Origin of the sequence: Pseudoalteromonas sp. OANN1 (assembly GCF_024124685.1) — a bacterium.
GTDB lineage: Bacteria > Pseudomonadota > Gammaproteobacteria > Enterobacterales > Alteromonadaceae > Pseudoalteromonas > Pseudoalteromonas piscicida.
Window position 1 is genome coordinate 196,284 of record NZ_JAMXSE010000005.1, and the last position, 17,692, is coordinate 213,975.

The window sequence follows — 17,692 nt, forward strand, 5'->3', positions numbered from 1 at the left end:
TCCACCTCAATATTTTCGAATTTGTGTAAACGCGTTAGCGATTTTTTGAGCGCATTTTTTACCAGGCGATTGCTCAACGCCTGAATTTAGGTCAAGACCATCGGCACCTATATTAACGGCGCCGTGAATATTGTCGGGGTTTAGGCCGCCAGCCAACATATAATTGCTCGAACTACGATTTAATAGCTGCCAATCAAACACTTGTCCCGTGCCACCAAATGCAGTGTCGGTTTTGGTATCGTACAATTGCTTGTCTACGCCAGCGAAGGGGCTTGGCAGTGCTGTGTCCACACCTTGTGCTTTCCAAATTTGACAGGTAACTGGAAGTTGTTTTCGCAGGGTATCGATGTACAGCTCATCTTCATTGCCATGTAATTGCACTGCGCTCAGTTTTAATATTTGCGCATACTCTGCAACTTGTTCAAGCGGTGCGTTAACAAACACACCAACGTACTTGAGTGGTGCGCTATCGGCGACAGCCTTCGCACAATCAATGTCGACATAACGAGGCGATTTTGGATAAAAGATAAGACCGCCGTATACCGCGCCAGCTTCATAAGCTGCTTGCGCATCTTGGCTTCGTGTAAGACCACACACTTTGTTTTCGCCCAAAATCAAGCGTCTACAAGCAAGTTCTAAGTCCTGTACAGCCATCAGTGAACTACCAACCAAAAAGCCGTCACAAATCGGTGATAAGCGTTTCACATCGCGGTGTGTGTATATACCAGACTCTGAAATCACGACTTTGTCTTCGGGGATTAACTTTCTTAGTTTCTCTGTAGTTGCTAAATCCGTTGATAAGTCTCTGAGATCACGGTTGTTAATACCGATAAGTTCAGCATCTAACGCAAGCGCTCTTGTCACTTCTTCTTCGTTACTTACTTCCGTTAAAATCGACATATTAAGTGATTTGGCCACGCTCGCTAGTGCCAAATACTCTTCGTCATTTAATACAGACAACATCAAAAGAATGGCATCGCCACCGTGTAAGCGGGCGAGATAAACTTGGTATTCATCAATAAAGAAGTCTTTACAGATCAGAGGCTGATCAACCAGCTTTCTCACCGTGGCAAGGTATTCATAACTGCCTTGAAAGTATTTTTCGTCGGTTAGTACACTAATACATGTCGCGTACTTACGATAAACACTGGTAATTTCAGTCAAATCAAAATGTGAGCGAATAAGGCCTTTTGAAGGCGACGCCTTTTTGCACTCTAAAATAAATTGTGTTCCAGCTTGCGCCAACGCAGCGGTGAAGTTAAGCGTGGTGGGGGTTACTTCGTCGATAAAGTCACTTAACGGACGCTGCGCCTTACGCGCTTTTAATTCTTCGACTTTATCGGCAACAATTTTTTCTAATACATTAGCCATTACTCACCTCTACAATGTTGGCCAAGGTTGTCATGGCTTTCTTGCTTGCAAGCACTTCGCGTACTTGTTGGCTTGCGGTTTTAAAATCTGACGCCTTATCGGTTAATACCAACAAGGCTGCAACGTTTGCAATAATCGCTGCATTGTGTGCTGCTTCGCCTTCACCATTTAAAATCGCAAGGCTCGCTTTCGCGTTATATTCTGGCGTATCACCAGCAATAGATTCAAGTGAATAGTTTTCTAGTCCAAAATCGCTTGGGGTAACAGTGTATTGCGTCACTTCACCATGCTTTACTTCTGCGACTAGCGTTTCGCCGTGTAGGGCAATTTCATCTGTGCCACTACCGTGAACTACCATCGCTCGTTTCGTACCTAAGCGGTTTAACGTTTCAGCCATGGGTAAAACAAGGGCAGGGTCGTAAACGCCGAGTAATTGCACTTCAGGCTTGGCTGGGTTTGCCAATGGTCCCAGAATATTAAATATCGTACGTGTTTTTAGTTGCGTGCGAACCGGCATAGCATGTTTTACACCTGCGTGGTAATGCGGTGCAAACAAAAAGGTAAAGCCGGTCTCTGCTAAGCACTTTTCTGCAAGTGCGGGAGTCATATCAATGTTGATCCCAAGCGCTTTTAGTAAATCAGCGGAACCTGATTTACTGCTCACGCTGCGATTACCGTGTTTGACCATATTAATACCACATGCTGCGGCGACAATGGCGGCGGTGGTACTCACGTTGATGGTATTTGTGCCATCGCCACCCGTACCACAGCTGTCTGCTGCGAGTAGGTCTTGCTTGTCAAATGCGGTGGCATGATCACGCATAGCCTGAGCTGCTCCGGCTATTTCCGCTGCTGTTTCACCTTTAAACTTTAGCGCAAGCAGCGCTGCGGTAAGTTCGATGTCGCTCAGTTGTCCAGCCATAATATCGCTAAACAAGGATTTGGCGGCGTCGAACGATAAATCTTGTTGCTGTAATAGAGGTTGTAACTTTTCCATCGTGCTCTCCTAAGCGCTAAGGTATGCGATACTTTGTTGTAATAGCTGAGCGCCATTGGGGGTCAATATTGACTCTGGGTGAAATTGATAGCCAATCACTTTGTGCTCACTGTGATAGATAGCCATCGGAATGGCCTGATATCTCGCGATCACTTGTAGTGCTGGTGGAACGCTTGTTGCCATCAGAGAATGATAACGCGCCACGGGGAATTGCGTCCCAAGTCCGGCAAATACCGGATGCTCATCCGCTTCAATAATAGAAGATTTTCCATGTACCGTCTCACCCGCTTTGCCAACTTCACCACCATAACTTTGGGTTAGGGCTTGTTGACCGAGGCAAATCCCAAGCATGGGGAATTTACCTTTACATAGCTCAATTAACGCGAGCAAACAACCTGCTTCCGATGGCGCGCCAGGTCCAGGTGATAAAACTAAGATCACGGGATCAACCTCTGCACACATTTTATTGAAAATGGTTTCGGCAGAGATATTGTTACGATAAACGACCAAGTCGAGTCCTAGCAAACTAAGCTCATCCACAAGGTTATAACTGAAAGAATCAAAATTATCTAAAAAGTATACCTTAGTCATGGTTTGCTCCTTCATACGTGGACTGTACTGCTTTAATCACTGCCATGGCTTTAGCTTTGGTTTCATTTGCTTCGCTTTGTGGATTTGAATCAAACACAACACCCGCACCCGCTTGCACGTATGCAACGTTATCTTTTACAAACGCGGAGCGAATTACGATGCAGCTGTCCATCGCGCCATTGCCCATCAAATAACCTACCGCACCGCCGTAGCTGCCACGACGCTGCTTTTCTGTATGGCGAACAAGTTCTGCGGCTTTAACTTTTGGTGCGCCGACGAGAGTGCCCATATTCATACAAGCCTGATAGGCGTGAAGCGCATCTAAATCCGGCTTTAATTGGCCAACGACGCGTGATACTAAATGCATGACTTGTGAGTAGCGGTCCACTTTCAATAATTCTTTTGCGTGTCGAGTACCTGCAATACTGATCCGCGCGACATCATTACGGGCAAGGTCAACCAGCATAAGGTGCTCTGCACGCTCTTTTTGATCGTTGCGCAGCTCAAGTTCAATGCGGCTATCTAAATCTGGGTTGATACTACCATCAGCAAACTTACCTCGTGGTCTCGTTCCTGCAATGGGATAGACTTCAACCTGGTTACTCTGCTCACAATATTTGAGAGCCGACTCTGGAGATGCGCCAAATAGCACAAAGCGTTCATCCTTCATATAAAACATGTAAGGACTAGGGTTTTGTAGTTTGAGCTGTTTATAGGCGGCGAGTGAGTTATGGCAAGGAAGTGAAAAAGTGCGAGAGGGAACGACTTGAAAGATGTCACCGTTGATAATGTTGGTTTTCAACTTTTCAACGTGTTGACAATATTCGTCGTCACTCACATTGACTTTGACATCTGCGCCGCCACTTTGTGGCTCAAACTGAAATTCGGTGATTTGGTCACACTGACTGTTTAGCTCTTCTAGCTGTTTGCCTACTTCAAAACAATTGGCGTGAACCTCAGGGCCATTGAAAACATTACCAATGAGCTCAGTGGTTTGTGCTTGATGATCGATCACAACTAGGGTTTCAGCGAGATAGAAAACATAGTCGGGACAGTCGTTGTCCCCATCTGGTACTTCGGGAAGTTGCTCAAAGTTTGCCACCATATCATAGGCGAATACACCACCTAAAAAGACGGAAAACGGCGTATCTGAGTTACGTTTAATTTCATTTATACAGGTTCTGAGCGCACTAAAGGCGTTATCCGCTTTTAGTTTTGTATGCTCATCAATGTCACTTTCCAATGCGTTGTACGTGAGCGTCAAGGTATTATCATTGAGGACCACGTCACAATTTGTGACCTTTTGCGCAAGGTACGGTAGCAACTGAGCACCATTGTTAGACAAGGCTTTGGCAATTACTTGGGCGCCGTTACATTCGAATCGAATTGCACTATCCACAAGCACGATACTTTTCACATTGTCTTTAGACTCTATTTCAGCTGATTCGAGTAGTAACGAGTTTACTTTGTTTAAACCTGCGTATAAAGACAGTGGGCTGGCAATATAATCGCGCCTTTGTCTTATGCTGGTGACCTCACCTGGTGTGGTCGTTATGTGACTAAAAATCAAACCTCATTCCTCTTAATTTCTAGATATTCTGTTTAGAAAATAAAAAACCCCCGAAAGCTGAGCTCTGCGGGGGTTATTGTTCAGACACAACAATACCGTCCCGCTAGGGCATCCACCACCACCAAATTGTGTTTACTGTGATATTGTTGTTCATATAAGCCTCTAAAAAGTATAAAAAAACCCGCGACATTGCGCGGGTTGATAAATCGTAGATATAACGAAACACACCCGCTTAGTTCGAGTGCCACCACCAAATGTTTTTTTGAATTTGTTTGTTCATTTGTGAATATTTCGTTGTTTAATCTAAATTAGCTACAGTAAACCCTATTCTTGCTACAAGTGTCAAGGGCAAATATCAGAAAATAACCTAAGGTCGTATCAGTTAACTTGTGATATAATCAAAACGTTGATAATTCATAGAGATAGTTAATACATTTTGATTAAATATGACCTCCACAGCCATACTACTTTTTCCGATGGCCGCTTAGCTGTTGATGAATTGCTTGAGCGAGCAACGGAAAAAGGCGTTGATATTCTTGCAATTACCGATCATGACACGATAGATGCGATCCAGCCTGCCCGTGACTACATTAACCAAAATAATCTGACTTTAGAACTTATTAATGGCGTTGAAATTTCCACAAAATGGGAAAGCTTTGAGATCCATATCGTTGGATTAAATTTTGACCCTGAGCATGAAGCATTAACAAAGCTGCTGCACGAACAGCAGCAAAAGCGAGAAGCCAGAGCGAAAGAAATCGGCGATCGCTTAGCCAAAAAGGGCTATGAGCATGTCTACGAAGATGCCCTTGCACTTGCCCAAACTGCGCAGATCACCAGAGCGCATTTTGCTCAAGTGCTGGTTGAGCGGGGCGTGGCCAAAAACGTGCAAAGCGTTTTCAATAAATTTTTAGCACGTGGCAAGACTGGGTATGTGCCAAGTCAGTGGTGCGATATACAAACGGCCGTTGCTGCTATTCATGCAGCGGGTGGAGTAAGTGTGTTGGCGCATCCTGCCAGATATAAGATGTCGAATAAGTGGTTGAGAAAGTTAATTGCTGAATTTAAATCGGTTGGGGGAGCTGCAATGGAAGTTGCACAGCCGCAGCAAGCGCCTACTGAGCGCCAATTTTTGGGGCGACTAAGTCAAGAGTTTGAATTGTTAGCAAGCCAAGGGTCAGATTTCCACTTCCCAATGCCTTGGGTCGACCTTGGTCGTAACTTGTATTTACCTAAAGATTGTCAAGGAGTTTGGCGTCATTGGGGAGGCAAAGAGGAATAAGCTTATGAGTCAATTTTTTCATATTCACCCAGATAACCCGCAAACGCGTTTAATTCGCCAAGCGGCTGATATTATTGAGCAAGGTGGCGTGGTGGTGTTTCCAACCGACTCCGGCTATGCCATTGGTTGCAACCTCGGTAATAAGCAAGCTAAGGAGCGGATAGAGCGGATCCGCGGCATTGAAAAACACCATAACTTCACTCTTTTATGCCGCGATCTGTCGGAGCTTTCGACCTATGCCCGTGTCGATAATCAAATGTTTAGGATGATTAAAAATAATACGCCCGGTCCGTACACGTTTATTTTTAAAGGGACGAAAGAAGTTCCTCGTCGTTTGCTCAATGAGAAGAAAAAAACCATCGGGATCCGTGTGACTGATAACCCAATTACTTGCGCGTTGTTGGAAGCACTAGGTGAACCTTTGATGTCATGCTCTTTGATTTTGCCAGGAGAGCAGTTTACTGAGTCTGACCCCGATGATATCCGCATGCGTCTTGAGAAGCACGTAGACTTGATCATCCATGGTGGCTATTTAATTGAACAAGCAACCACTGTTATTGATATGTCTGAAGACACCATTGAAATTTTGCGTCGTGGCTGTGGTGATACGTCGCCTTTTGAATAACGCATGTTGAGATGACAGAAGCACTCCAACAGAAATTACCGCTAGCTTTTTTACACGGTGAAGCGGTAATTGAAAAGCCGGAAGATCTTTATATTCCTCCCGAAGCCCTAGAAGTTATCTTAGAGACCTTTGAAGGTCCGTTGGACTTACTGCTTTATCTTATTAAAAGACATAAATTAGATATTCTAGAATTACCGATTTTTAGTATTACTCAGCAGTATGTTCAGTACGTTGAAATGATGAAGGACATGCAGCTTGAACTTGCGGGTGAATACTTAGTGATGGCAGCTTTGCTGGCACAAATAAAATCAAGAATGCTACTACCAAAACACGAAGAGTTAGAGGAAGAGGAAGACCCCAGAGCAGAGCTGGTGAGACGCTTGCAGGAATACGAGCAATTTAAGCAAGCCGCTGAGAATTTAGATGAGATCCCTCGTGTTGAGCGTGATATCTTTGTCGCTCATGCGCTGGTAGACAGTAGTACCGACAATGAGCCAGAATTCCCAGACATTGAACTGAGGGAATTACTTTTGGCGCTGTCGGAAGTGATGGCTAGAGCCAAGACCTTTGAGCACCATCATATATCCGCAGAAGCACTTTCGACTCGAGAGCGTATGAGCTTTATATTGCAATTGCTACGAGAACAGGATAAGCCGGTAGAATTTGCGCGATTCTTTACCTTGGACGAAGGGCGCAGTGGTGTGGTGGTTACTTTTATTGCCATGCTCGAACTCATTAAGGAGCAATTGGTTGACTATATTCAGTCAGCAACCGCAGCGTCGATTTACCTGCATTTAAAAGGCTAGGGGATGGCTGCAGCCTCTGCTATACTCCGCATTTTTATCTTCAAGCATAAAATATGAAAAGACGCGTTAGCGATGAACAACTGGTTGAATTAGTTGAAGCAGCGATTTTCGTTTCAGATAAGCCGTTATCTAAAAAGCGCTTAAAAGAAACCGTGCTGGAAGATATCAGCGTGTCATCACCGCGTATTGATCAGGCACTGGAAACACTGGTAAATCATTATCAAACTCGCGGTGTAAGGCTGGTTGAGGTTGGTACCGGATACCGTTTTCAAGCTTGCCCGAGCTTGAGCCCTTGGTTAAGTAAACTGTGGCAGGAAAAAGCACCAAAATACTCACGTGCTACACTTGAGACTTTGGCATTGATTGCTTACCGACAACCAATCACTCGAGGCGAAATAGAGCAAGTTCGCGGGGTTACCGTGAGTTCTAATATTATCAAAAGCTTGATAGATCGCGAGTGGATAAAAGTGGTGGGTTACAAAGAGGTACCGGGTAAGCCTGCATTGTATGCAACGACAAAACAATTTTTAGATTACTTCTCATTATCTGGTCTTGGGGAATTACCTCGATTACCTGAACAACATAATGAGAAAATAGAACAGTTATTAAACGATCCTTCTGTGAGAGAACCATCTGAATGAGTGAAAAACTACAAAAAGTATTGGCAAGAGCTGGCGTTGGCTCAAGACGCGAAATGGAAAAGTATATTGAGTCTAACCGCGTAAGTGTAGATGGAAAAGTTGCCAAGCTAGGAGACCGAGTGGAAAAGACTTCGGTGATCCGTGTAGATGGACATATTGTTAAAATAGAGCAGCAAGAAGAGCGTATCTGTCGCGTACTTATGTATCATAAGCCTGAAGGTGAGCTGTGTACTCGTCGCGACCCTCAAGGTCGTCGCACTGTATTCGATAGGCTACCAAAGTTAGATGGTGACCGTTGGATAGCTATTGGGCGATTAGATATCAATACATCAGGCCTGTTGCTCTTTACCAATGATGGTGAGCTAGCTAATCGCTTGATGCATCCAAAATACGAAGTCGAACGTGAATATTCTGCTCGCGTATTTGGTGAAGTAACAAACCAAACGTTGCGTACATTAACCAAAGGCGTTGAGCTAGAAGACGGCCCTGCAAAATTCCTTAAGATTAAGCCTCTTGGTGGTGAAGGTATGAATAAGTGGTTCAATGTAACGCTGACAGAAGGGCGCAATCGTGAAGTTAGGCGTCTTTGGCAGTCGCAAGATGTTGAAGTGTCGCGTTTGATCCGTATCCGTTATGGTAAATTGGAGCTTAACAAGCGTTTGCCACAAGGTGGATGGGAAGAATTAAAATTAGAAGATGTTAACTACTTACGTAAATCGGTAAGCATGAGAGCCGAGCAGCAAACTAAGTTGTCGGTCATGCCAGAAAAACGTAAAGACAAGCGCGCGAAAATTAATAAGATCCGCAAAGCAGTGAAAAAGCACAATCAAAGGGTTAAAACCCCAAGAAGAAAGTAATTTAAGCTTTTTATACCAATTAGCTTATGTAAGTGAGCTATTTTGAGGCGAGAAAATCTTGTCGATAACAAGGCAAAAATTTTGCTATTTAGTTGTTCTAAATGAGAAGTTTTTAACGTAGTTAGCGTCAGGTTTGCTCCTTCAAATTGATCAAGTATTAAGACTAATTGGTATTAAACACCAGCCTAGTGAGCTGGTGTTTTTGTATTTGATAAGGAGATGCAAATGAAAGAGATGTTTGCTGGTAGTTGTCTGTGTGGTCAGGTTAAATATCTTGTAGAGGGCAACGTGCAGGGCTTTTATCTATGTCATTGTGAATATTGTCAAAAAGACACAGGCTCTGCACATGCTGCGAATTTATTTTTTCAAAATGCAATGCTAACTTGGCTCGCGGGCGAAAAGTTAATAACCTGCTTTACTTTACCGAATACTAAGCACGTTAAAGCCTTTTGCGCTTGTTGTGGTTCTGCATTACCAAACCAGCAGCCTGTTGGTTTAGTGGTACCTGCCGGTAGCTTAGATGATGCACCGAGCCTTACGCCAACCGCACACCTATTTATCGCGAGCAAAGCAAAGTGGGATGAAAAATTAGAGCAAGTGCTGGCGTTTGAAACCTTGCCGAGAGATTAAATAATAAAGAAGGCTGCAATTGTGGATCTGCAGCCTTTAAAGTACTAGTTAGTAGGTTTGGGCATCTAAAGATTGGCCATTAACTCCGATTGAGTCATCAGACATCAAGTACAGGTATGTTGGCATTAATTCTTCAGGCGTTTTTAGTTTATCTTTATCTTCACCTGGGAATGCTGATGCACGCATACTTGTTCTTGTCGCACCAGGATTAATGCAGTTGATGCGAATATTGGTTTTACCCACTTCTTCGGCCCAAGTTTGCATCATACCTTCGGTTGCGAATTTAGAAATTGCATATGCTCCCCAAAACTCACGACCTTTACGTCCTACACCCGATGAAGTAAAGACGATAGAAGCGTGAGGTGCTTTTCTCATTACTGGGAATAGTGATTTAGTGATCACCGCTTGGGCTGTTACGTTTACCTTCATTATGTTTTCAAAGGTTGAAACGCAAAAGTGCTCCATTGGACCTAAAGAGCCTAAAATAGACGCATTATTTAGCAAGCCATCAAGCTTACCAAATTGCTGCTCGATAGTGGCAGCCAAGTCTCGGAAGTGTTGTTTGGTTGCACCACGTAAATCTAAAGGTACAATTGCAGGCTGTGGGTAACCGGCGTTAACAATTTCATCATAAACGGCTTCTAGTTTACTGGTGGTTTTGCCCAATAAAATAACCGTTGCACCATATTTGGCGTAATTAATTGCCGCAACACGGCCGATGCCGTCGCCAGCACCTGTTAATAGTATCGTTTTATTTGCAAGTGCGTTTTCAGGAGCTTGATAAGTCTGCATTCTGGACTCCAATTAAGATGTTTGGGCTATTTTATCACAATGCAGTAGCAAGTTAGCGAATTTATTGTAAATATGGCTGGCGAAATAACAAAGTTTGAGTTAAGTTTAACTGGTCTAATGTCTTATTAAAAATGCTATTACATAGATTTAACGAGAATTATCACAATAATAATAAGATTATGTCGGAGCCTATAAAATGAAAAAAATGCTACTCTCACTCGCAGTATCAGCAGCACTCGCTGGCTGTGGAGGCGGTGAAACGTTAGAAGATGTAAAAAATGATACTACACCCGTTTCTCCAACGATTTCTGTTAAATTTGATCCATCCGGTGGTGTGATATCAGTTCCAAACGATATCCTTTTATCCGGCACTCAAGACGGTACCTTAAATCTACCTGACGAAATGTTAGGAGTGAAAGATGGTGAAGGTAACCCTCTGGTAACGCGTGCAAGCTACGCAAACCCAAGTATTGTGATTGGCGCCTTAGATGGTTGGTCGACACAAATGCCTTACGTTATCGACATGACGACACCGAATGGTTTGACGCTTGATGCGCAAAGCGTTATGACTCCGGGCTCTGTACGAATTTTTGAAGTTGCAATGGGTGGGCCATTACAAACCGACGAAGACTGTGCTCAGGTGCCTTCAGGTATCGCTTGTAAGCCAATTGCTGAATTACAATTTGGCCCTGATGGCGATTTCGTTACCATGGCTAATAGCACAGGTAACGGTTTAGTTATTATCCCAGTTAAACCATTCAAACCTGAAACTACGTATATTACTGTTTTGACCAAAGGTCTTAAAGACTCAAAAGGTCAAAGTGTAGATGCTTCTTCTACTTATACGTTGTTGCGCCAAGACGCGCCATTGGTAACTGATGCTCAGAAGTCTCTACAGGCTGTGATTCGTAGCTATGAAGGGGCGGTAAGTGCAGCGGGTTCGGTGAGTAAAGAAGAGATTATATATACTGCTGCAATGACGACACAGTCGACAGGTCATGCATTGGCGGCGACTAAGCAATTGTTAGCCGCTAAATTACAAGGTGGTGCTAACCCTGTTGTCGCTGTACCTGCACAACCGGTGATCACCGTTGCAGATGCCCTTCTAGGAAAAGTGCCTGATGCTATTTTACCAGCTTTTAGAAGCGTGCGTTTATTGCAAGGTCAAATACAACTACCTCAATACTTATCACAACCAAAAAATAAAGATATCTCTGCGCTAGCTGATACCTATTGGCAAGCACGTTGCGACAGCGCGGTGGCTGTCGCTGGATATGCAGCGCAAGCTGGTGGTTTACCAGAGCCTACAGAACCAAATGATATCGCTTGTAATACACTTTCGGGTGGAAAGTTGAGAGATTTAGGCTTAGACGGTACTAAGTTCTTAACTAAGTACAATCCAATCCCTAAAGAGCAGTGGCTTGCTAATGTTCCTGTGCAAATCACAATGCCTGCGGATGAGTCTCAGCGCCCAGAGGGCGGCTGGCCTGTTGTTATCTTGCAACATGGTATCACGAGTAAAAAAGAAGACATGCTTGGCTTGACGTTGTCATTAACACAAGCTGGATTTGCCACAGTTGCGATTGATCACCCAATGCACGGTGCTCGCGGTTTAGATATCGATGGTGACGGCACAGATGATTTCAATGCCTCGACAGGCAGCGTGTTGTCCTACATGAACCTAACATCGTTGTTGGTTGCGCGTGATAACTTAAAGCAATCAGCAGCAGATTTAATGGGTTTACGTTTAGGCTTAAACTTCATCAATCTAGCATCTGGCGGTCAAGTTAACTTTAATACCCAGCAAGTTAGTTACTTAGGTCACTCACTGGGTTCGGTTGTAGGCCCAAGCTTCCTTGCTCAAACCAATGCGCCATTAAATCCAGCAATTGATGGTTTCTTTAAAGTTGAGTCAGCAGCACTTGCAAGTGGTGGCTCGGGCATTGCTAATTTCTTGATTGAGTCAAAATCATTTGGCCCGTTTGTTCAGGGCTCCGTGTTAAGCTCTGCAGGTAACCTAGCGTCGCAAGCGTTTAATGCCTATCTGCAAGAAGGCGCAATTACTGACTGTGGTACGTTTGCTGCGGATCAAAGCAAATATGTTTCTTGTGCATATGGAACGTTTAGAGCGAATTTAGAAGCGGCTGGAGACACCGCGACATTAGCACTGATTGATGGTACGGTGACGCAGTTTGGTTTTGCAGCACAGACCGCATTAGGTAGTGCCGATCCACTTAACTATGCAGCTTCCGTGAAAGCGCTACAAACGCCAGTATATATGAGCGTTGTTACGGGTGGTGTTGATGGCAATGCAGCTGACTTGGTTATCCCTCCAACAACAGAACGTAGCTTCTTGTCAGGTAGCTTACCACTTGCTGGTTTCATGGGATTAATGCCTGCAAGTGAAACGCAAATGAGTCAAGACGGAACACCTGGAAGTTATGTGGTGAAGTTCTCTCAAGGTCACCATAGTTCAATCTTGACGACAGGCTTTGATGAAAAAGCCGGTGGCACAGCTGCAGGACACGCAGCTGCGTCAATCGAAATGCAAACTCAAGTTGCGAGCTTCTTGAAGTCAAAGGGTTTGGTTTTACAAGTATCTAACCCGGATGTTGTTGCAAACTAAGACATTTTTCGAGACTATAAAAGGCCGCAACTAGCGGCCTTTTTTATGTCCATTTTATATTGAAAAAATGGGCCCCTTTATGAGCTAAATGAGGAGAACGACTTGGCATTTTTGTTTGAATATGGGTTATTTCTAGCCAAGACAGTAACCATTATCTTTGGTATCGCAGTTGTCATTATTTTGATGGTGGGAGCAAGCTCAAAACCAAAATCGAAAAAGGGTGAGATTGAAGTTATCGATTTAAGTGACAGTTTGGCGCAATCTAAGCAGCAGTTTTTGCAGCAAACGCTTGATAAAAAGGCGCTAAAAGCCCTAAATAAGTCGCAATCTAAAGCGCAAAAAAATAAAGATAAAGAAGCAGTGAAAAACGTTTTTTATCTTGAATTTAACGGGAGTATGGACGCTCACGAAGTCTCGGGTTTAAGAGAAGAGATCAACGCTATTTTAACGATTGCAGATAAAGAAAAAGATCAGGTTGTTGTGTCTGTAGAAAGTGGTGGTGGGGTTGTTCACGGTTATGGACTTGGTGCATCGCAACTTACGCGCATCAAGCAAGCGGGTATTCCACTGACGGTCTGTGTGGACAAGGTTGCTGCAAGTGGCGGATATATGATGGCCTGTGTTGCAGATAAGATTATTGCAGCACCATTTGCAATTATTGGTTCAATCGGTGTGATTGCGCAGATCCCCAACTTCAATCGTTTATTGAAAAAGAATAACGTTGACTTTGAAATGGTAACCGCGGGTGAGTATAAGCGTACACTCACGCTGTTTGGTGAGAATACGGATAAAGGCAGAGAAAAGTTCAAAGAGGAGATCGAAGAAACGCATGGTCTGTTCAAACACTTTGTCTCTGACAATCGTACTGACCTTGATATTGCGAAAGTGGCCACTGGAGAACATTGGTTTGGTACACAAGCGTTAGAACTTAAACTAGTCGATGAAATATCCACTAGTGACGATTTACTCATGTCACTAAATGAAAGTCACCAACTCTATAAGGTGGCTTATAAGGCTAAAAAAGGCGTTGCTGAGAAGTTTGGACTTCAGTTGGGGCTTGCCATTGAACGTTTCTCCGTTAAAGCGTTAACAAAACTAAATCAATCTAAATATTAGTGATTGTTGTTCAGTTTATGTCAATAAACTTTATTTCAAACTATTAACAATACTTTATAGACGGCGTTGTGTTCACAAAACGCATGACGCCGCGCTCTAATAGAGAGGTTGTTATGATTAAAGTTATTGTACTTTCTCTACTTACCTTTAGTCTGACTTTAGGTTTAAATCAGGCGAATGCTAAACCGGAGAAGTTACCGCCGGGCCTTGAGAAAAAGTTGAAGCAGGGCAAGCCACTTCCGCCAGGTTGGCAAAAAAAACTCCAAGTTGGAGAACGCTTAGATCCAGATATCTACGACCATGGTAAAGTGATTTATCGCGACAGAGATCGGGATTTGGTAACGATAAGCGTTGAAGGTAGAGTCATCAGGGTACTCGAAAATACCCTAGAAATTATCGAAATTCTTAAAGGGATGAGATAAAAAGCATCAACTCTGTGCGGTGCAATTTCCCGTACAGAGTCCAAGTTTAGCAATTTAAGTGTTTGTTCCTCGCCAAAGCGTGTGTTAGTTGTAGCACTTAACTTAGCGCCTAATGATCTAGGTATTAAATAACGTCGTCATTCGTTGAGAGTTGTTGTTAGTCCATCTCGGTAAGCGGTAATTTCAAATTCCGTAAAGCGCTGCTTAAATTTATCTGATACAAATAAGTTGTCGACTGCATATCGAGGTAACAGTTCTCGTGTTTCTCTTATAGGTTTGCTAAAAATGCTTAGCAGTGATAGCTGCCATTTCTTTAATATTGAATACTTGCCTTGAATGCCGAGTATTTCGCTCGCTAAGTTAACGATTTGCTTGTAAGTGAGTCGATTGTCATCACATGGTAGATGCCATGTCTGGCCATACGTATCAGAGGTATTGCCCAGTAACGCCATTGCTCTGCTAGCATCTGGCGTGTATATCAAGGTACGTAACGTATTATCGCTTATAAATACTTTCGCAGCATCACCTGCTCGCAGCTTATCAAGAACCGCTGTATTGGTGATACTTTGCGTTTTACCCGGTCCATAAAACTCAGGCGCGCGGCAAATCATCGCATTGACTTGGCTTGTACTCATCGCATCGAGCAGCATATTCGCTACTAGTCCTCTAACTTTGCCTTTTTCGCCATATGGCAAAAAAGGTGTTTCTTCTGTGAGACGTTCATTGCTTTGCGGATACATATAAGTGTTATCAAAATACACTAATTTGGCATTATGTTTTGCACACGCATCGATGACATTTCGCATCATAATAGGAAATTGCTCAACCCACATGTTTGTGTCAATCGGCAGTCCTGCGGTTAAGTAAACAATTTTAGAGCCTGCTACTGCTTTTTGCGTTTGACTGCCGTCAAGTAAATTAGCGCTGAGTAATTCGTCCGTGTTGTTTATCTTTTTTGGTGTTCGGCTGACAAGACGAATGTTATCGGTAAAGTCTTTCTTTAAAGCTAGGGCGAGCTCACTACCAATTTGGCCGTTTGCTCCAAGTATTGTCTGCATAAAAATTACCTTAATTTGTATCCGTTTTATGCAAGCATAAGGTTAAAGTAAACTTGAAGGTCAATACTTAATTTCTGTTATCTGCTATTGTATGGGATAAGCACAGACTTTTTCATTTAAGGTAGCAGACTGAGTGCAGTAGGAACTCGAGTTTATGAAAATTGGTGAATTATCAAAAAGAACAGGCTTAGCGACGTCGAAAATTCGATTCTATGAGGATATTGGCCTACTTAAATTAGTTAAGCGCGCTGCCAATGGTTATAGGACCTATCCCCCTGAAGCTGAAACTGTATTGCATTTAATTTCAAATGGTCAAAAGGCAGGCTTTAGTTTAGATGAGTTGAGTAAATTACTTCCGAGTGATCTAAGTGACTGGAAACATGATCAGTTACTTAACGCTTTACGTCAAAAACTTGTTGATATTGAACTGATGGAGAAAAAGCTTGCAGACAACAAACGACAATTAAACTCCATCCTTAATGATATAGAAGCCAAACCGGGTGACATGGCGTGTGCCGACAATGCCAAGCGAGTGATATCACAAATGGGGATGGGTAAAGGGAGGAGGTAGATGCAAAAAAATGCAGTAAACTTGCCAAAGCGGAGGTTGTTTTTTGAGCGAATTGTTGATGACACTCACTATTATTTGCCCACTATTATTTGTACCTATGCTGGCAAATGGAGTAGAAAGAAGGACAGCCATTTCTAATGCTGCGTGTATAACAAAGCACGTTTAGTATTAGCAAATACCCAACCGGTGAGCTTCACATACCGAGATTACGCAGATGATAACTGCGATAAAGTGATGACACTGAGTAATGACGAATTCATACGGCGTCATTTGCAGCGTGTATTAATTACCGAAAGGATTTATGCGTATTCGACATTACGGTTTTTTAGCCAATGCATGTCGCAAGTGAAAGTTAGCTCTGATAAGGTCGCAGGCGTCATGCACATGCTGAACAAAGAGGACAAACACAGAAACCGTGACACTGATACCGCATTGGCCTTGTCAGCATTGTAAGGCAGGTATCTTGCGGCTAATTGACGTATTCAAGTTAGATGTAATAACGACCAAAGTAGAGCGAACGAGTTAGCAGCTCGATAGTTGCTTAAAATCAATTAGTTAACCTGCTTAATTGCTCAGGCTAGCGGCCTCTGTACGCTAAAAAATATAATTGCTTATTAAGGAAAATTTAGGTGTAATGAATACATAATAAGCGCTGAGCAATGCAGGGAAAGCTTACATAACACTAGCTAAACTGATTACACTAGCTAGGAAAGTGAGAGCCTCTAAAAAGCAAGCTATAGCATAAACAACACCAACTCTGACACATCGAGCGGGTAGCTGCTCAGTCCAACAAGCGATTATGCAACACAAACTGCGTGTCGCATAAATACTAAAATGTTAAACTTCATCGAGAGAATGGAGTCTAAATGAAATCAATTATATTGTTATGTTCAATTTTTATTAGTTTTGGTGCGCTGGCTACAGAGCTAGAAATGAAGCCAACAAAATCAGGATTATATGATGTTGGTGGATTTAAGCTTTATCTTGAGTGTTACGAAAATGACAAGCCACAATTAATACTTGAGCAGGGTTTTGGGCGTTCTGGTTCAGATGGTGTTTGGTTAGAAAACATAAAACGATTAAAAAACGATTTTAGTATTTGTTTATATGACAGAGCTGGATTGGGTAAAAGTGAAAAAGGTGTAATTCCTTTCACTGTTAATGATATAGCAAGTAGGCTCAGAAATTTGCTTCAAAATGCTAATATCAAAGCACCGTATTATTTTGCTGGTAGTTCATATGCTTCTTATATAGTCGCAGCATACAACAACCTTTATCCACAAGAAGTCATGGGAGCTGTACTTATTGATCCACCACCACTTGGATATTTTTATACAATGGGTACTAGATGGCCTAAAAACTTTAAAACAGATAATGAAAATTTAGAGCGTTTTTATAAATTTGAGCAAAGTGTTCATGATCCAATGTTTGAAAGAGTGCCTGAAAATGTAGACCATATGAAAAGCTATAAAATATTAGCTAACGCCTCAAATTACGGAAACAAACCAGTAATAGTTGTACGCTCAAAGCAAACAGGTAAACGATACGATCCGCCTTTTGTTCCCGATGAAATAGCAAATACCATGGATTCCTTATACGCTGGAGCAGAAGGCTACTTCAAAAATCTATCCACTAATAGCCGCGTTATCTATTCGGAATCAGAAAAACACCACCTGCATATCGCAGACCGCGATCTGGTAGTAAAAAGCATCAAAGAACTTGTTGGCAAATGAGGCT

At 42.9% G+C, this 17,692-nt stretch carries 17 protein-coding genes and 1 pseudogene; 12 read left to right on the plus strand and 6 right to left on the minus strand.

Annotated elements, in window-relative coordinates; all coding sequences use genetic code 11:
• Window positions 1–6 precede the first annotated feature (6 nt).
• From trpCF to NH462_RS06900, 4 genes are read right to left on the minus strand one after another with little or no spacing between them, the layout of a single operon-like run.
• Window positions 7–1,371: a bifunctional indole-3-glycerol-phosphate synthase TrpC/phosphoribosylanthranilate isomerase TrpF gene (gene trpCF / locus NH462_RS06885; protein ID WP_253105040.1), complete on the minus strand. Its 1,365-nt coding sequence runs from the start codon at window positions 1,369–1,371 to the stop codon at window positions 7–9.
• Window positions 1,364–2,368 carry an anthranilate phosphoribosyltransferase gene (gene trpD, locus NH462_RS06890; protein ID WP_253105042.1) on the minus strand — a complete coding sequence of 335 codons (1,005 nt, stop codon included), beginning with the start codon at window positions 2,366–2,368 and terminating at the stop codon, window positions 1,364–1,366. The genes trpCF and trpD overlap by 8 nt, the downstream gene beginning before the upstream one ends.
• 9 nt (window positions 2,369–2,377) lie before the next feature.
• Window positions 2,378–2,959, minus strand: coding sequence for an aminodeoxychorismate/anthranilate synthase component II (locus tag NH462_RS06895; RefSeq protein ID WP_010378569.1), 582 nt, complete (start codon window positions 2,957–2,959; stop codon window positions 2,378–2,380).
• Window positions 2,952–4,529: an anthranilate synthase component 1 gene (locus NH462_RS06900; RefSeq protein WP_253105044.1), complete on the minus strand. Its 1,578-nt coding sequence runs from the start codon at window positions 4,527–4,529 to the stop codon at window positions 2,952–2,954. The genes NH462_RS06895 and NH462_RS06900 overlap by 8 nt, the downstream gene beginning before the upstream one ends.
• A 436-nt stretch (window positions 4,530–4,965) precedes the next feature.
• Between NH462_RS06900 and NH462_RS06905 the strand changes: the two genes are divergently transcribed.
• The 6 genes from NH462_RS06905 (at window position 4,966) to NH462_RS06930 (ending at window position 9,370) form a co-directional block, all read left to right on the plus strand.
• Window positions 4,966–5,811 (plus strand): PHP domain-containing protein, encoded by an 846-nt coding sequence (locus NH462_RS06905; RefSeq protein ID WP_010378575.1) that lies wholly within the window; start codon window positions 4,966–4,968, stop codon window positions 5,809–5,811.
• A gap of 4 nt (window positions 5,812–5,815) precedes the next feature.
• The gene (locus NH462_RS06910) at window positions 5,816–6,436 is read left to right on the plus strand and encodes an L-threonylcarbamoyladenylate synthase (RefSeq protein ID WP_010378577.1); all 621 of its coding nucleotides are present in this window, start codon (window positions 5,816–5,818) and stop codon (window positions 6,434–6,436) included.
• 11 nt (window positions 6,437–6,447) lie between these two features.
• Complete coding sequence (locus tag NH462_RS06915) at window positions 6,448–7,242, plus strand: segregation/condensation protein A (RefSeq protein ID WP_010378579.1); 795 nt, start codon at window positions 6,448–6,450, stop codon at window positions 7,240–7,242.
• Window positions 7,243–7,295: 53 nt separating this feature from the next.
• Window positions 7,296–7,883, plus strand: coding sequence for an SMC-Scp complex subunit ScpB (gene scpB, locus NH462_RS06920; protein ID WP_010378581.1), 588 nt, complete (start codon window positions 7,296–7,298; stop codon window positions 7,881–7,883).
• Complete coding sequence (gene rluB, locus NH462_RS06925) at window positions 7,880–8,740, plus strand: 23S rRNA pseudouridine(2605) synthase RluB (protein WP_253105046.1); 861 nt, start codon at window positions 7,880–7,882, stop codon at window positions 8,738–8,740. The genes scpB and rluB overlap by 4 nt, the downstream gene beginning before the upstream one ends.
• Window positions 8,741–8,965: 225 nt before the next feature.
• Window positions 8,966–9,370: a GFA family protein gene (locus NH462_RS06930; RefSeq protein WP_253105050.1), complete on the plus strand. Its 405-nt coding sequence runs from the start codon at window positions 8,966–8,968 to the stop codon at window positions 9,368–9,370.
• Window positions 9,371–9,418: 48 nt separating this feature from the next.
• Here NH462_RS06930 and NH462_RS06935 read toward each other — a convergent pair whose 3' ends face one another.
• Window positions 9,419–10,162 carry a YciK family oxidoreductase gene (locus tag NH462_RS06935; RefSeq protein WP_253105053.1) on the minus strand — a complete coding sequence of 248 codons (744 nt, stop codon included), beginning with the start codon at window positions 10,160–10,162 and terminating at the stop codon, window positions 9,419–9,421.
• Between the two features lie 196 nt (window positions 10,163–10,358).
• Between NH462_RS06935 and NH462_RS06940 the strand changes: the two genes are divergently transcribed.
• The 3 genes from NH462_RS06940 to NH462_RS06950 all read left to right on the plus strand — a co-directional run bounded on the left by NH462_RS06940 (window position 10,359) and on the right by NH462_RS06950 (window position 14,326).
• Window positions 10,359–12,788, plus strand: a complete 2,430-nt coding sequence (locus NH462_RS06940; protein ID WP_253105054.1) for a VolA/Pla-1 family phospholipase — start codon at window positions 10,359–10,361, stop codon at window positions 12,786–12,788.
• 102 nt (window positions 12,789–12,890) lie between these two features.
• Window positions 12,891–13,904 carry a protease SohB gene (gene sohB, locus NH462_RS06945; protein ID WP_253105057.1) on the plus strand — a complete coding sequence of 338 codons (1,014 nt, stop codon included), beginning with the start codon at window positions 12,891–12,893 and terminating at the stop codon, window positions 13,902–13,904.
• 113 nt (window positions 13,905–14,017) lie between these two features.
• A complete protein-coding gene (locus NH462_RS06950; RefSeq protein WP_253105060.1) occupies window positions 14,018–14,326 on the plus strand; it encodes a hypothetical protein in 309 nt (102 codons plus the stop codon).
• A 137-nt stretch (window positions 14,327–14,463) separates the two neighbouring features.
• Here NH462_RS06950 and NH462_RS06955 read toward each other — a convergent pair whose 3' ends face one another.
• Window positions 14,464–15,384 (minus strand): NAD-dependent epimerase/dehydratase family protein, encoded by a 921-nt coding sequence (locus NH462_RS06955; RefSeq protein WP_253105063.1) that lies wholly within the window; start codon window positions 15,382–15,384, stop codon window positions 14,464–14,466.
• Between the two features lie 154 nt (window positions 15,385–15,538).
• Here NH462_RS06955 and NH462_RS06960 point away from each other — a divergent pair, with 154 nt between their 5' ends.
• From NH462_RS06960 to NH462_RS06970, 3 genes and pseudogenes are all read left to right on the plus strand, one after another.
• On the plus strand, window positions 15,539–15,955 hold the full coding sequence (locus NH462_RS06960; RefSeq protein WP_253105066.1) for a MerR family transcriptional regulator: 417 nt from the start codon (window positions 15,539–15,541) through the stop codon (window positions 15,953–15,955).
• Between the two features lie 186 nt (window positions 15,956–16,141).
• Window positions 16,142–16,301 (plus strand): annotated as a pseudogene (locus NH462_RS06965) (transposase); the annotation flags it as partial.
• A gap of 520 nt (window positions 16,302–16,821) precedes the next feature.
• On the plus strand, window positions 16,822–17,688 hold the full coding sequence (locus tag NH462_RS06970; RefSeq protein ID WP_010378593.1) for an alpha/beta hydrolase: 867 nt from the start codon (window positions 16,822–16,824) through the stop codon (window positions 17,686–17,688).
• The last annotated feature ends 4 nt before the right edge of the window (window positions 17,689–17,692 follow it).

Bases quoted from the DNA above. Each gene is read 5' to 3' on its own strand.
- trpCF (WP_253105040.1), bottom strand. From the start codon at position 1,371: ATGGCTAATGTATTAGAAAAAATTGTTGCCGATAAAGTCGAAGAATTA.
- trpD (WP_253105042.1), bottom strand. From the start codon at position 2,368: ATGGAAAAGTTACAACCTCTATTACAGCAACAAGATTTATCGTTCGAC.
- NH462_RS06895 (WP_010378569.1), bottom strand. From the start codon at position 2,959: ATGACTAAGGTATACTTTTTAGATAATTTTGATTCTTTCAGTTATAAC.
- NH462_RS06910 (WP_010378577.1), top strand. From the start codon at position 5,816: ATGAGTCAATTTTTTCATATTCACCCAGATAACCCGCAAACGCGTTTA.
- NH462_RS06915 (WP_010378579.1), top strand. From the start codon at position 6,448: ATGACAGAAGCACTCCAACAGAAATTACCGCTAGCTTTTTTACACGGT.
- scpB (WP_010378581.1), top strand. From the start codon at position 7,296: ATGAAAAGACGCGTTAGCGATGAACAACTGGTTGAATTAGTTGAAGCA.
- rluB (WP_253105046.1), top strand. From the start codon at position 7,880: ATGAGTGAAAAACTACAAAAAGTATTGGCAAGAGCTGGCGTTGGCTCA.
- NH462_RS06930 (WP_253105050.1), top strand. From the start codon at position 8,966: ATGAAAGAGATGTTTGCTGGTAGTTGTCTGTGTGGTCAGGTTAAATAT.
- NH462_RS06935 (WP_253105053.1), bottom strand. From the start codon at position 10,162: ATGCAGACTTATCAAGCTCCTGAAAACGCACTTGCAAATAAAACGATA.
- NH462_RS06940 (WP_253105054.1), top strand. From the start codon at position 10,359: ATGAAAAAAATGCTACTCTCACTCGCAGTATCAGCAGCACTCGCTGGC.
- NH462_RS06950 (WP_253105060.1), top strand. From the start codon at position 14,018: ATGATTAAAGTTATTGTACTTTCTCTACTTACCTTTAGTCTGACTTTA.
- NH462_RS06955 (WP_253105063.1), bottom strand. From the start codon at position 15,384: ATGCAGACAATACTTGGAGCAAACGGCCAAATTGGTAGTGAGCTCGCC.
- NH462_RS06960 (WP_253105066.1), top strand. From the start codon at position 15,539: ATGAAAATTGGTGAATTATCAAAAAGAACAGGCTTAGCGACGTCGAAA.
- NH462_RS06970 (WP_010378593.1), top strand. From the start codon at position 16,822: ATGAAATCAATTATATTGTTATGTTCAATTTTTATTAGTTTTGGTGCG.